At 73.8% G+C, this 13921-nt stretch carries 13 protein-coding genes; 12 read left to right on the plus strand and 1 reads right to left on the minus strand.

The features are described 5' to 3' along the window. From FHU28_RS15170 to FHU28_RS15180, 3 genes are read left to right on the plus strand one after another with little or no spacing between them, the layout of a single operon-like run. On the plus strand, positions 1-912 hold the full coding sequence (locus tag FHU28_RS15170; RefSeq protein WP_184684697.1) for an ABC transporter ATP-binding protein: 912 nt from the start codon (positions 1-3) through the stop codon (positions 910-912). Beyond that, positions 909-1664 (plus strand): ABC transporter permease, encoded by a 756-nt coding sequence (locus FHU28_RS15175; RefSeq protein ID WP_184684699.1) that lies wholly within the window; start codon positions 909-911, stop codon positions 1662-1664. The genes FHU28_RS15170 and FHU28_RS15175 overlap by 4 nt, the downstream gene beginning before the upstream one ends. Further along, complete coding sequence (locus FHU28_RS15180; protein ID WP_184684701.1) at positions 1661-3592, plus strand: TOMM precursor leader peptide-binding protein; 1932 nt, start codon at positions 1661-1663, stop codon at positions 3590-3592. Before FHU28_RS15175 ends, FHU28_RS15180 begins: the two co-directional genes overlap by 4 nt. 82 nt (positions 3593-3674) lie before the next feature. On the opposite strand, the gene FHU28_RS15185 is transcribed toward FHU28_RS15180, so the two are convergent. Then, positions 3675-3851, minus strand: a complete 177-nt coding sequence (locus tag FHU28_RS15185; protein WP_073827725.1) for a thiazolylpeptide-type bacteriocin — start codon at positions 3849-3851, stop codon at positions 3675-3677. A 147-nt stretch (positions 3852-3998) separates the two neighbouring features. On the opposite strand from FHU28_RS15185, the gene FHU28_RS15190 reads away from it, so the two are divergent. From FHU28_RS15190 to argH, 9 genes are all read left to right on the plus strand, one after another. Continuing rightward, positions 3999-5279: an amidohydrolase gene (locus FHU28_RS15190; protein WP_184684703.1), complete on the plus strand. Its 1281-nt coding sequence runs from the start codon at positions 3999-4001 to the stop codon at positions 5277-5279. Between the two features lie 90 nt (positions 5280-5369). Beyond that, on the plus strand, positions 5370-6371 hold the full coding sequence (gene argC / locus FHU28_RS15195; protein ID WP_184684705.1) for an N-acetyl-gamma-glutamyl-phosphate reductase: 1002 nt from the start codon (positions 5370-5372) through the stop codon (positions 6369-6371). Continuing rightward, positions 6368-7540: a bifunctional glutamate N-acetyltransferase/amino-acid acetyltransferase ArgJ gene (gene argJ, locus FHU28_RS15200; protein WP_184684707.1), complete on the plus strand. Its 1173-nt coding sequence runs from the start codon at positions 6368-6370 to the stop codon at positions 7538-7540. The genes argC and argJ overlap by 4 nt, the downstream gene beginning before the upstream one ends. Further along, complete coding sequence (gene argB, locus FHU28_RS15205) at positions 7537-8424, plus strand: acetylglutamate kinase (protein ID WP_184684709.1); 888 nt, start codon at positions 7537-7539, stop codon at positions 8422-8424. The genes argJ and argB overlap by 4 nt, the downstream gene beginning before the upstream one ends. After that, positions 8421-9617 carry an acetylornithine transaminase gene (locus FHU28_RS15210; RefSeq protein WP_184684711.1) on the plus strand — a complete coding sequence of 399 codons (1197 nt, stop codon included), beginning with the start codon at positions 8421-8423 and terminating at the stop codon, positions 9615-9617. Before argB ends, FHU28_RS15210 begins: the two co-directional genes overlap by 4 nt. After that, on the plus strand, positions 9614-10540 hold the full coding sequence (gene argF / locus FHU28_RS15215; protein ID WP_184684713.1) for an ornithine carbamoyltransferase: 927 nt from the start codon (positions 9614-9616) through the stop codon (positions 10538-10540). Before FHU28_RS15210 ends, argF begins: the two co-directional genes overlap by 4 nt. Beyond that, a complete protein-coding gene (locus tag FHU28_RS15220; RefSeq protein WP_073827732.1) occupies positions 10537-11049 on the plus strand; it encodes an arginine repressor in 513 nt (170 codons plus the stop codon). The genes argF and FHU28_RS15220 overlap by 4 nt, the downstream gene beginning before the upstream one ends. Further along, positions 11046-12251: an argininosuccinate synthase gene (locus tag FHU28_RS15225; RefSeq protein WP_184684715.1), complete on the plus strand. Its 1206-nt coding sequence runs from the start codon at positions 11046-11048 to the stop codon at positions 12249-12251. Before FHU28_RS15220 ends, FHU28_RS15225 begins: the two co-directional genes overlap by 4 nt. A gap of 14 nt (positions 12252-12265) precedes the next feature. Continuing rightward, the gene (gene argH, locus FHU28_RS15230; RefSeq protein WP_184689558.1) at positions 12266-13729 is read left to right on the plus strand and encodes an argininosuccinate lyase; all 1464 of its coding nucleotides are present in this window, start codon (positions 12266-12268) and stop codon (positions 13727-13729) included. Positions 13730-13921: the final 192 nt, after the last annotated feature.

Below are 13921 nucleotides of genomic sequence, written 5' to 3' on the forward strand. Positions count from 1 at the left end.
ATGCCAGCCACCGACGATCCGGCCATCGTGCTGGACTCCGTGAGCAAGTCGTACGGCGAGGTGAGAGCGGTGGACGACGTCACCGTCTCGATCGGCCGCGGCGAGTTCTTCGGCATGCTCGGGCCCAACGGCGCGGGCAAGACGACTCTCATCGAGATGATCGAAGGTCTGCGGACCCCGGACCGCGGCACCGTGCGGGTGCTCGGCATGTCGCCGACGCCGCGCAACCTCGACCTGCTGCCGAAGATCGGCGTGCAGACCCAGCGGTCGGCGTTCTTCACCCGGCTGACCGCCCGGGAACATCTGGTGACCGTCGCCGCGCTCTACGGCCTGCCCGCCTCCGTCGCGGACCGGGCGCTGAAGCTGGTCGGGCTGACCGACTCGGCCGACATCCGGGTCACGAACGTCTCCGGTGGACAGCGCCAGCGCCTCGCCATCGCCTCGGCGATCGTGCACGACCCCCAGGTGATCTTCCTGGACGAGCCGACCGCCGCCCTGGACCCGCAGGCCCGTCGTGATCTCGGGCAGTTGCTGCGGGAGCTGAAGGCGGGCGGCAAGACCATCGTCTACACCACCCATCACCTGGACGAGGCGCAGGCGCTGTGCGACCGGGTCGCCATCCTCGCCGCCGGGCGAGTCCTGGCCCTGGACAGCCCACGGGAGCTGATCGCGCGATCCGGCGTCGGCACCCGTCTCGTCGTACCCGCCGGCCGGCTCAGCGCGGAGCAGGCCGGCCAGATCGACGGCGTCGACGGGATCGACTTCGAGGACGGCGCGGTCGTCCTGCGTACCACCCAGACGGCCCGGGTGCTGGCCGCCCTCGGCGCCGAGGGCGGCCTCGACGAGGTGGAGACCCGCCCGGCCACCCTGGAAGACGTCTACCTGCAACTGATGGGAGCGCCGCAGGCATGAGCGCATACACCGCACTGGCCCGGGCCAGCTACAAGGCGAGCGTCCGGGACGGCACGACGCTGTTCTTCACGTTCGCGTTCCCGCTGGTCTTCCTGGTCATCTTCGGACTGATCTTCCGCAACCAGGAGGTCGCCGAGACCGGCCACGGATACATCGACTTCATCGCGCCGGGCGTGCTGTCGTGGGGCCTGGCCAGCGCCGCGCTGTTCGGCGTGTCGTTCACCCTGATGCAGTGGCGCAACGACGACCTGCTGCGCATCATCCGGCTGTCGCCGACGAGCATCTGGTCCGTGGTCGGCTCCCGCTACGCGGTCGCGCTCGCCATCGGCGTCGCGCAGAGCCTGCTCTTCGTCGGCGTGGCCATGCTGCCCTTCCTGGGCATGCGTCCGGACGGGAAGTGGCCGCTGTCCCTGCCGATGATGCTGCTGGCGGTGACCACGTTCCTGGCGCTGGGCCTGATCGTCGGCTCGCGTGCGGACACCGCGGAGGCGGTGGCCGCGATCGCCAACTGCATCGTGGTGCCGATGGCCTTCCTGTCGGGGTCGTTCTATCCCCTGGAGCTGATGCCCGGGTGGTTGCAGGGCATCTCCCGGGCGCTGCCGCTGCGCTACGTCAACGACGGTATGGCGTACGCCTTCACCGGGTTCGGCTCCATGACCGACTATCTGGTGGCGTGCGGCGCGCTGGTCGGCTTCGCTGTCGTGTTCGCGGTCATCGGCGTGCGTACCTTCCGGTGGAGCCACAGCTCGTGACCGCACCCGCGGCGTCGGCGCCCTCGGTCCCGCTGTCCGCCGCCGCGGCCCGGCTCGACGCGCACCTGCGCCGGCGCTGGTCGGCGCGGCCGGTGGGCCCGGCGCCCCGGGTGGTCACGCTGGGCGCCGGCGACGCGCTGGCCGGGGCGGCGCCGCACCGGCGGCACGCCACTGTGCACCTGAGCGCGGACGCGGTGCTGGTCGGCCCGGTCGCCGGTGCCCCGCCGGGGGCCGCCTGCGGACACTGCCTGGCCATCCGATGGCAGCGGCTGCGCGGCCGCAGCGAACGCGACGCGCTGGAGACCGGTGGCGTTCCGACAGCTGTCGGGCCGTGGCCCAGGCTCACCGCCTACCAGCTCGACGCGGTGTGGGACCTGTACCGGGCGGTGCACGCCACGCCGGCCCGGCCCGCGCCGCCGACGTGGGACGACCCGGACCGGCGGCTGGCCCGGGTCAGCCGGCTGGAGCTGAACACGCTGCGGGTACGCACCCATCCGGTGCTGGCGGAGCCGCGGTGCCCGACGTGCTCGACGGCGCGTCCCGACTCGCCGGCCGAGGTGCCGGAGCTCGACCGGCCGGCGCCGAAACCGGCCGCCGACGCCTACCGGCTGCGCGCCCCGGGGGACTACCCGCTGCCCCGCGCCGCCCTGGTCAACCCGGTCTGCGGGGCGCTCGGCGCGGGCACCCAGCTCACCATCACCTCACCCACCACCGCCCCGGTCACCGGCAGCGTCTTCATCCGGGGCTACGGCGGGCTGCTCGACGTCTCCTTCAGCGGCCAGTCCACCGGCTACGACGCCAGCCACGCGCTGGCGTACCTGGAAGGGCTGGAGCGGCACGCGGGCACCCACCGGCGGCGCAACCTCGTCCCCGTCGTCGCCGCGTACGCGGACGTCGCCGAGCACGCCCTGCACCCGGACGAGTGCGGCAGCTATCCGGACGAGGTGTACGACCACGACCCGATCCTGCGCCGCTTCGACCCGGACCGGCCGATCCCCTGGGTGTGGGGCCGGGACCTGCGCACCGGCCGGCCGGTGCTGGTGCCCCGGCGGCTCTGCTTCTACAGCTCCCCGGCGGCCGGGGACACGTTCGTGCTCTCGTCCTCCAGTGGCTGCGCCACCGGCAGCTGCCTGGCCGAGGCGGCCCTGTTCGGGTTGCTGGAGCTGATCGAGCGGGACGCCTTCCTGCTCGGCTGGTACGGCAACCTGACGCTGCCGAGGATCGACCTGGCGAGCTGTTCGCCGGCGGTACGGGCGATGGCCGACCGTGCCGAGTTGCAGGGCTACGCGCTGCACGCCTTCGACAACCGGATCGACCTGGACGTGCCGGTGGTGACCAGCCTGGCGGTCCGCCACGACGGTGGGCCCGGACTGCTCTCCTTCGCGGCAGCCGCACACGTCGACCCGGAGCAGGCGGTGGCCGGCGCGGTCACCGAGGCGCTCACCTACATTCCGCACCAGCCGGCCACGGTGCGCCGGCGACGGGGCGAGCTGGAGCGGATGGCCGACGACTACGGCCTGGTCCGCCGGCTGCCGGACCACTCTGCCCTGTTCGGCCTGCCCCGGATGGCCCGGCACGCCGCGACGTACCTGCGCGACGCGGTGGCGCGGGACGTCGCGAGCGTCTTCGCCGGTCACCGGGAGGCCGGCGCCCGGGACCTCCTCGACGACCTGGGCCGGGTCCTGGACACCCTGCACCGGCGCGGCCACCGGGCGATCCTGGTCGACCAGACGAGCCCGGAGCAGGAGGCGGTCGGGCTGCGGTCGGTATGCGTGGTGGTGCCCGGCCTGCTGCCGATCGACTTCGGCTGGTTGCGTCAGCGGGCGCTGCACCTGCCGCGCCTGCGCACCGCTCCGTACGCGGCAGGGCTGGCCGGGGCGGTGCTCACCGACGACGACCTGCGCCGCGTTCCCCACCCGTTCCCCTGAGCCGACCGCCGCGCCGGCGGCCGGACACGCGCACGTAGGGCCGCCCCGCTACCGGGGCGGCCCTACGTCGTGACCGATCCGCTCAGGCGCTGCAGCTGGTGGTCGAGGTGGTGCTGCTGCAGGTCGAGGTGGTGCCCGACGAGGAGCAGGAGGCCAGGATCGCCTCGGAGGCGTCGGCGTAGTCGGAGATCGCGAAGGTCTCGGACTCCAGCTCGAGGATTTCCTCGGCGAGGGCGTTGAGGTCGGTTTCGGGCGCCATGATGACTCCAAGGGGTCGGCTCCGGCCGGTTCCTCCGGCCTGGGACAAGCAGACCGCACGGCGCTCACCGATCGCCGTCGTCCGGACCCCGGATCGCTGTCACCGGCGGTGAGCGGTGTGACAGCGGCTTGCGGTTGGCTCAGCGGCATGGTGTCACCCGGCCCGCTCGCGACCGCCCGCGCTCCGGGCCCGGCCCTCGACGCGGGCGTCCTGGCCCGGGCCGGCTCGCTCTACCGCGACCTGCACGCCCACCCGGAGCTGTCGGGGAGGGAGGAGCGCACCGCGGCCCGGTTCGCGGCCGCGCTGCGCGAGGCCGGCTGCGCGGTCACCACCGGCATCGGCGGGCACGGCGTCGTCGGTGTCCTGGCCAACGGCGTCGGTCCGGCGGTGATGCTCCGCGCCGAACTCGACGCGCTGCCGGTCGCGGAGCGGACCGGGTTGCCGTACGCGAGCACGGCCGGCGCCCTCGACGGCGAGGGGCGCCGGGTGCCGGTGATGCACGCCTGCGGGCACGATCTGCACCTGGCCGCGGCGGTGGGCGCCGCGGCTCACCTGGACCGCGTCCGGGACCGCTGGCGGGGGACGCTGCTCGTGCTCGGGCAGCCGGCCGAGGAGACGCTGACCGGCGCGGCGGCGCTGATCGAGGACGGGCTGTACGAGCGGTTCGGCCGGCCGGACCTCCTGCTGGCACAGCACGCGGCGCCGCTGCCCGCAGGCATGGTCGCGCACGGGTCCGGTCCGATGACGGCGGGCTGCGTCACCCTGGAGGTGACACTGACCGGCCGCGGTGGGCACGCCGCCACCCCGCACCTGTGTGTCGACCCGGTGGTGCTCGCCGCCACCGTCGTCGTCCAGTTGCAGACCATCGTGGCCCGGCAGGTGGGGCCGGCCGAGCAGGTGACCCTGACGGTGGGTTCGCTGCGGGCGGGCCACCATCCGGGGGTGATCCCGGAGGAGGCCACGCTGGGCGTCACGATCCGGGCGCTGTCCGACCGGGCGCTGGACGACGTGCGGGACCGGGTGGTCCGGACGGTGCGGGGTTGTTGCGAGGCCGCGGGGAGCCCGGTGGAGCCGGTGCTGCAGGTGGTGTCGCGGACCCCGGCCTACCGGGGCGATCCGGAGGTGGCCGCGCGGTTGCGCGCGGCCCACGAGCGGACGTTCGGCGCCGACCGGGTGGCCTGGTGGCCGTCGTCGCTGGCGGCCGAGGACTTCCCGCTGCTGGCCGACGGGATCCCCAGCGGATACTGGATGCTCGGTGTCGTCGGCCCGCGCCAGTGGCGGGCGGCGCCCGGTGGCAGCGCCGCCGAGAAGCTCGCCGCCCTGCCGGCCAACCACAGCCCGTCCTTCGCGCCGTACGCGGGGCTGGCGCTGCCGGCCGGGGTCGAGGCGCTCGCGTCCGGCGCGCTCACCGCACTGGCGCCGGAGTGACCGGCCGAAGCATCATGCAACGGACCGTATGAACTTGCATCCGGTCCGCGCTCGCTGGTAACCTCTCCGCATATTAATGCGGAGGTTTGTATGGGCATTCGAACAGCTGTGGCCGGGGCGAGCGGGTACGCCGGAGGCGAACTGCTGCGCCTGCTCGCCGGTCACCCCGAGTTCGAGCTGATCGCCGCCACCGCGCACAGCCAGGCCGGTCAGCCCGTGACTGCCGTACACCCGCAGCTCGCCGGCCTGGACATGGTGTTCGCCGCGACCGACCCGGCGACCCTCGCCGACGCGGACCTGGTCTTCCTGGCCCTGCCGCACGGGCAGTCCGCGGCGCTCGCCGCGGCGCTGCCCGAAACGGTCAAGGTGGTCGACCTGGGCGCGGACCACCGGCTGCGCGACGCCGCCGCCTGGTCCCGCTACTACGGTGGCGAGCACGCCGGCGCCTGGACCTACGGGCTGCCCGAGCTGCCCGGCCGGCGGGCCGGGATCGCCGCCGCGACGCGGGTGGCCAGCACCGGCTGCTACGCGGTGGCGACCACGCTGGCGCTGGCGCCGCTGATCGCGGCCGGCGCGGTACGCCCCGACGACGTGGTGGTGGTCGCCGCCTCCGGTACCTCCGGTGCGGGCCGGGCCGCCAAGACCCACCTGCTCGGCAGCGAGGTGATGGGCGACCTGTCGCCCTACAAGGTGGGCGCGCACCAGCACGTGCCGGAGATCAAGCAGGCCACCGGCGCGACGGGCCTCTCCTTCACGCCGGTGCTCGCGCCGATGCCCCGGGGCATCCTGGCCACCGTCACCGCCGTGCCGACCGGCGACGCCGACCCCCGCGCGGTGCTGGCCGCCGCGTACGCCGACGAGCCGTTCGTGCACGTGCTGCCCGAGGGGGCGTGGCCGCACACCGCAGCCACCGCCGGCTCGAACTCCTGTCACCTGCAGGCGACGGTGGACGTCGACTCGGGGCGGGTGATCGTGGTCAGCGCGATCGACAACCTGGGCAAGGGCGCGGCCGGCCAGGCCGTGCAGAACGCCAACCTGATGGTGGGTCTCCCCGAGACCACCGGTCTGTCCGTGTTTGGAGTGGCCCCATGAGCGTCACCGTCCCCCGTGGCTTCCGCGCCGCAGGCGTCGCCGCCGGACTGAAGTCCTCCGGCGCCGCCGATGTCGCCCTCGTGCTCAACGACGGCCCGGACGCCGGTGTCGCCGGTGTCTTCACCGCCAACCGGGTCAAGGCCGCGCCGGTGCTGTGGAGCCAGCAGGTCGTGCACGGCGGCGTCGTGCGCGCCGTGGTGCTCAACTCCGGCGGCGCGAACGCCTGCACCGGCCCGGCCGGTTTCCAGGACACCCACGCCACCGCCGAGCACACCGCCGCCGCGCTCACCGCGGCGAACGCCCGGCTCATCGTCGGCGCGGGCGAGGTCGCTGTCTGCTCGACCGGCCTGATCGGCGAGCGGCTGCCGATGGACAAGCTGCTTCCCGGCGTACGCGAGGCGGTGCGCGGCCTGTCCCGCGACGGCGGCCCGGCGGCCGCCGAGGCGATCATGACCACCGACACCCGGCCCAAGACGACTGTGGCGCCTGGTACGGGCTGGACCGTCGGCGGCATGGCCAAGGGCGCGGGCATGCTCGCCCCGGCCATGGCCACCATGCTCTGCGTGCTCACCACCGACGCGGTGGCCGGGCCGGACGCCCTGGACGCCGCGCTGCGCGCCGCGACCCGGGTCACGTTCGACCGGATCGACTCCGACGGCTGCATGTCCACGAACGACACCGTGCTGCTGCTGGCCAGCGGCGCGTCCGGCATCGAGCCGACCGCCGAGGAGCTGACCGCCGCGGTCACCGCCGCCTGCCACGACCTGGCCCAGCAGCTCCTGGCCGACGCGGAGGGCGCGACCAAGGAGGTCGCGATCGAGGTGGTCGGCGCGGCCAGCGAGGACGACGCGGTCGAGGTGGGCCGCGTGGTGGCCCGCAACAACCTGGTCAAGACCGCGCTGTTCGGCAACGACCCGAACTGGGGTCGCATCCTCGCCGCCGTGGGCACCACCGCCGCCGTGTTCGAGCCGGACGGCGTCGACGTCGCGGTGAACGGCATCTGGGTGTGCCGGGGCGGGGCCGCCGCCGAGGACCGCGCCAAGGTGGACCTCACCGGCCGCGGCGTCACCGTCCGGATCGACCTGCACGCAGGCGCCGACGCCGCGACCATCTGGACCAACGACCTGTCCCACGCGTACGTCCACGAGAACTCGGCCTACTCCACATGAATCTTTCTGCTGACCTCACCCGGGCCCAGACCAAGGCCGCCACGCTGATCGAGGCGCTGCCCTGGCTGGCCCGTTTTTCCGGCGCCACGGTCGTGGTCAAGTACGGCGGCAACGCGATGGTCGACCCGGAACTGCAGCGGGCGTTCGCCGCCGACATGGTGTTCCTGCGCTACGCCGGCCTGAAGCCGGTAGTGGTGCACGGCGGCGGCCCGCAGATCTCGGCGATGCTCGGCCGGCTCGGCATCGCCAGCGAGTTCCGGGGCGGCCTGCGGGTCACCACGCCGGAGGCGATGGACGTGGTCCGGATGGTCCTGGTCGGCCAGGTCGGCCGGGAGCTGGTCGGGCTGATCAACGCGCACGGCCCGTGCGCGGTCGGGCTCTCCGGCGAGGACGCCGGGCTGTTCACAGCGGTGCGCCGCTCCGCGTACGTCGACGGGGAAGCGGTCGACGTGGGGCAGGTCGGCGACGTGGAGTCGGTGAACGTCTCGGCGGTCACCGACCTGATCGCGGCGGGCCGGATCCCGGTCATCTCGACAGTCGCGCCGGACGCCGACGGGGTGCTGCACAACCTCAACGCGGACACCGCCGCCGCCGCGCTCGCCGTGGCGCTGGACGCCCGCAAGCTGGTCGTGCTGACCGACGTGCCGGGCCTGTACGCCGACTGGCCGGACACGTCCAGCCTGGTCAGCGAGATCACCGCGGACGACCTGGCGAAGCTGCTGCCGTCCCTGGAGTCGGGCATGGTCCCGAAGATGGAGGCCTGCCTGCGGGCGGTGCGCGGGGGAGTACCGGCCGCGCACGTCGTCGACGGCCGGGTCGCCCACTCCACGCTGCTGGAAGTGTTCACGTCGGAGGGCTTCGGAACCATGGTGATCGACTCATGAGCACGCTGGTGCAGCGGTGGAACGCCACCATGATGGACAACTACGGCACGCCGCCGCTGGCGCTCGTCTCCGGCTCCGGCGCCGTCGTGCTCGACGAGACCGGCCGGGAGTACGTCGACCTGCTCGGCGGCATCGCCGTCAACGCGCTCGGCCACGCCCACCCGGCAGTGGTGGCCGCCGTCAGCAAGCAGGTCGCGACGCTCGGGCACGTGTCCAACCTGTTCGTCGCCGAGCCGCCGGTGGCGCTGGCCGAGCTGCTGCTGGCGCTGGCCGGCCGGCCCGGCCGGGTGTTCTTCGCCAACTCCGGCGCGGAGGCCAACGAGGCCGCGTTCAAGCTGTCCCGGCTCACCGGCCGCCGGCACGTGGTCGCCACCCACGGCGGCTTCCACGGCCGGACCATGGGCGCGCTGGCGCTGACCGGGCAACCCGCGAAGGCAGACCCGTTCCGCCCGCTGCCCGGCGACGTGACCCACGTGCCGTTCGGCGACGCGGAGGCGCTGGCCGAGGCGGTCACCGACGACACCGCCATGCTGATCATCGAGCCGATCCAGGGTGAGAACGGCGTGGTCGTCCCGCCGCCCGGCTACCTGGCCGCGGCCCGGCGGATCACCGCCGCGCACGGCGCGCTGCTGGTGCTGGACGAGGTGCAGACCGGCGTCGGACGCACCGGGCACTGGTTCGCCCACCAGGCCGAGGGCGTCGAGCCGGACGTGATCACGCTCGCCAAGGGCCTCGGCGGCGGGCTGCCGCTGGGCGCCTGCCTGGCCTTCGGCCGGGCCGCCGACCTGCTCACCCCCGGCTCGCACGGCACCACGTTCGGCGGCAACCCGATCAGCTGCGCCGCCGCGCTCGCCGTCGTCTCCACGATCGCGCACGAGGGCCTGCTCGACCACGTCAAGCGGGTCGGCGAGCGGCTGCGGCGCGGCGTCGAAGCGCTCGGACACCCGTTGGTACGCGAGGTGCGCGGCGCCGGCCTGCTGCTCGGCATCGTGCTCGACCAGCCGGTCTCCGCCCCGGTCACGGCCGCGCTGCGCGAGGCGGGTTTCCTGGTGAACCCGGTGCAGCCGGACGTGGTCCGGCTCGCCCCGCCGCTGATCCTCACCGTGGCGCAGGCCGACGCCTTCGTCGCCGCCCTGCCCGCCGCGCTGTCCGCCGCCGCGCCCGCCACCACCCCGACGGAGGCTCCCGCATGATCCGCCACTTCCTGCGTGACGACGACCTGACGCCCGCCGAGCAGGCCGCCGTGCTCGACCTCGCCGCCCGGATGAAGACCGACCGGTACGGCCACCAGCCGCTGGCCGGGCCGAAGTCGGTGGCGGTGCTGTTCGACAAGCAGAGCCTGCGGACCCGGATCTCGTTCGACGTCGGCATCGCCGAGCTGGGCGGGCACCCGCTCGTGGTGGACACCCAGGTCACCCACTTCGGGCGGGGCGAGACGCTCGCCGACGCCGGGCGGGTGCTGTCCCGCTACGTCGCCGCGATCGTGCTGCGTACCCACGGCGACGACCGGATCGCCGAGGTCGCCGCGCACGCCACGGTGCCGGTCGTAAACGCGCTCACCGACACGTACCACCCCTGCCAGCTGCTGGCCGACCTGCTCACCGTCCGCGAGCGCTTTGGCGGCACCGCCGGGCGGACCCTCGCGTACGTGGGCGACGCGGCGAACAACATGGCCCACTCGTACCTGCTGGCCGGCACGACCGCCGGGATGCACGTGCGGACCGCCGGCCCGGCCGAGTTCCAGCCGGACCCGGAGATCGTGGCACGCGCGGAGAAGATCGCCACCACCACCGGCGGCTCGGTGAGGGTGCTCACCGACCCGGCCGAGGCGGTACGCGGCGCGCACGTCATCGCCACCGACACCTGGACGTCGATGGGGCAGGAGTCCGACGGGCTGGACCGGATCACGCCGTTCCTGCCGTACCAGGTCAACGCCGCGCTGCTCGGCCACGCCGACACCGACGTGATCGTGCTGCACTGCCTGCCCGCCCACCGGGGCGAGGAGATCACCGACGAGGCGCTCGACGGCCCGCACAGCGCGGTGTTCGACCAGGCGGAGAATCGGCTGCACGCCCAGAAGGCGCTGCTGACGTTTCTCCTGGAGGAATCCGCATGACCGCTCCGCTGACCCGCGCCGCGCGGCACGCCCGCATCGTCGAGCTGATCCGCGACACCCCGATCCACTCGCAGACCGAGCTGGCCGACCTGCTCTCCGGGGACGGCATCCAGGTCACCCAGGCCACGCTGTCGCGGGACCTGAAGGAACTGGGGGCGGTGACCGCGCGCGGCGGTGACGGGCGGGGCGTCTACCTGATCCCGGAGGACGGGCACCGGCCGCTGCGCGACGCCGAGGGCGCGCCGGCCCGGCTGGTCCGGCTGCTGCGCGAGCTGCTCAACGGCGTCGACTCCAGCGGCAACATCGCGGTGCTGCGCACCCCGCCGGGCGCGGCCCAGTACCTCGCCAGCGCGCTGGACCGGGCCGGACTGACCGAGATCGTCGGCACCATCGCCGGCGACGACACCATCCTCGTCGTGGCCCGCGAGGCCGACGGCGGGGCGGCGCTGGGTGAGCGGCTCGCCGCCTGGGCCCGCCGGGACGACAACGCAGAAGGGAGCACCACGTGACCGAGCGGGTCGTGCTGGCGTACTCCGGGGGCCTGGACACCTCGGTCGCCATTCCGTACCTGGCCGAGCAGACCGGCGCGGAGGTGATCGCTGTGGCTGTCGACGTCGGCCAGGGCGGCGAGGACATGGCCGTGATCCGGCAGCGCGCGCTCGACTGCGGCGCCGTCGAGTCCGAGGTGGTCGACGCGCGCGACGAGTTCGCCGCCGACTACTGCCTGCCGGCCATCCGGGCCAACGCCCTCTACATGGACCGATACCCGCTGGTCTCCGCGCTGTCCCGGCCGCTGATCGTCAAGCACCTGGTGGCCGCGGCCCGCGCCCACGGCGGCACGATCGTGTCGCACGGCTGCACCGGCAAGGGCAACGACCAGGTCCGCTTCGAGGTCGGCCTGGGCGCGCTCGCGCCCGACCTGAAGGTGATCGCCCCGGCCCGGGACTTCGCCTGGACCCGGGACAAGGCGATCGCCTTCGCCGAGGAGAAAGGGCTGCCGATCGACGTGTCGGCGAAGTCGCCGTACTCGATCGACCAGAACCTGTGGGGCCGCGCGGTGGAGACCGGGTTCCTGGAGGACATCTGGAACGCCCCGGTCGAGGACCTCTACGCGTACACCGTCGACCCGGCGTCGGAGCGCGACCCGGACGACGTGGTGATCACGTTCGACGCCGGCGTCCCGGTCGCGATCGACGGCGAGACGGTCACCCCGTACGAGGCGATCCGGGAACTGAACCGGCGCGCCGGGGCGCACGGCGTGGGCCGGCTCGACATGGTCGAGGACCGGCTGGTCGGCATCAAGAGCCGCGAGGTGTACGAGGCGCCCGGCGCGGTCGCCCTGATCGCCGCCCACCAGGAGCTGGAGGCGGTGACAGTCGAGCGGGACCTGGCCCGGTTCAAGCGCGGCGTCGACCAGCGCTGGGGTGAGCTGGTCTACGACGGGCTCTGGTTCTCGCCGCTGAAGCGGTCGCTGGACGCGTTCATCGACGACGCCCAGCGCCACGTCTGCGGCGAGGTGCGGCTGCGGCTGCACGGTGGCCGGGCGGTGGTGACCGGCCGGCGCTCGGAGGCGAGCCTCTACGACTTCGGCCTCGCCACGTACGACACCGGTGACACGTTCGACCAGTCACTGGCGAAGGGTTTCGTGCAGTTGTGGGGCCTGCCCAGCCGGATGGCCGCGGCGCGGGACGCCCGGATGGGAGGAGCCTGATGGGAGGCACCACAATGGGTGGGGTGGACGACAAGAGCCTGACCGAGAACAGCGCCCCCGCCAACCGGACGAGCCTCTGGGGCGGCCGGTTCGCCGGCGGCCCTTCAGAGGCGCTCGCGCGGCTGTCGGTGAGTGTCCAGTTCGACTGGCGTCTCGCCCCGTACGACATCGCCGGTTCCCGCGCGCACGCCCGGGTCCTCGCCGGCGCCGGCCTGCTCGACCCGGACGAACTGGGCCGGATGCTGGCCGCGCTGGACGACCTGGAGGCCGCGTGCGCCTCCGGCGCGTTCCGCCCGACGGTGGACGACGAGGACGTGCACACCGCGCTGGAGCGCGGCCTGCTGGAGCGGCTGGGCACCCTCGGCGGCAAGCTGCGCGCCGGCCGGTCCCGCAACGACCAGGTCGCCACCGACCTGCGGCTCTACCTGCGCGACCACGCCCGCGGCGTGGCGGCCCGGCTGGTCGAGCTGGCCGAGGCGCTGGTGGAGCAGGCGGAACGGCATGTGGACACCGCCGCGCCGGGCATGACGCACCTGCAGCACGCCCAGCCGGTGACGTTCGGGCACTGGCTGCTGGCTCACGTGCAGCCGCTGCTGCGCGACCTGGAGCGGATGCGCGACTGGGACGAGCGGACCGCGATCAGCCCGCTCGGCGCGGGCGCGCTGGCCGGCTCGGGGCTGCCGCTGGACCCGGTGGCGGTCGCCAAGGAGCTGGGTTTCCGCACCTCGTTCGCCAACTCGATGGACGCGGTCGCGGACCGCGACTTCGTCGCCGAGTTCCTGTTCGTCACCGCCATGATCGGCGTGCACCTGTCCCGCCTCGGCGAGGAGGTGGTGCTCTGGACGTCGCAGGAGTTCGGCTGGGTCGAGCTGGACGACGCCTTCGCCACCGGCTCGTCGATCATGCCGCAAAAGAAGAACGCGGACATCGCCGAGCTGGCCCGGGGCAAGTCCGGCCGCCTGGTCGGCGGCCTGATGAGCGTGCTCACCATGCTCAAGGGCCTGCCTATGACGTACGACCGGGACATGCAGGAGGACAAGGAGCCGGCGTTCGACGCGGTCGACACGCTGGAGCTGCTCCTGCCCGCGCTGGCCGGGATGATCTCCACGATGACGGTCCGGGTGGACCGCCTGGTCGCGAGTGCCCCGTCGGGCTTCTCGCTCGCCACCGAGGTCGCCGACTGGTTGGTCCGGCGCAACGTGCCGTTCCGCGACGCGCACGAGATCACCGGCAAGCTGGTGGCGCTCTGCGCGGTCCGTGACTGCGCGCTGGACGAGGTGTCCGACGCCGACCTGGCCGCGGTGAGCGAGCACCTGGACCCGTCGGTGCGCGACGTGCTGTCGGTGCGCTCGGCGCTGGCCGCGCGCATCACTCCCGGCTCCACCGGCCCCGGCCCGGTCGCCGACCAGCTCGCCGCCGCGGCGGACAAGCTGACCGGCTGGCGGGAGTGGGCCGCCGAGCGGGTCGTCCCCCGCTGACCTGCGGCTGATCCGGGGCAGGCGCTCGCCCGCCCCGGACCAGCCCAGCGCCCCTCCGCTGTCCCTCCGGCACCTGCGCCCGCCGCTCCGGCCCCGCCCCGCGCCCCGCGCCCCGCGCCGAGATCTTGGTACGAAATGGCCCCATAGGGGCGCTAAGCCTCCAAGATCTACAAGAGTCCTGCTTTGTGGAAC

The organism is Micromonospora echinospora (assembly GCF_014203425.1).
In the GTDB taxonomy this organism is placed as follows: Bacteria; Actinomycetota; Actinomycetes; order Mycobacteriales; family Micromonosporaceae; genus Micromonospora; species Micromonospora echinospora_A.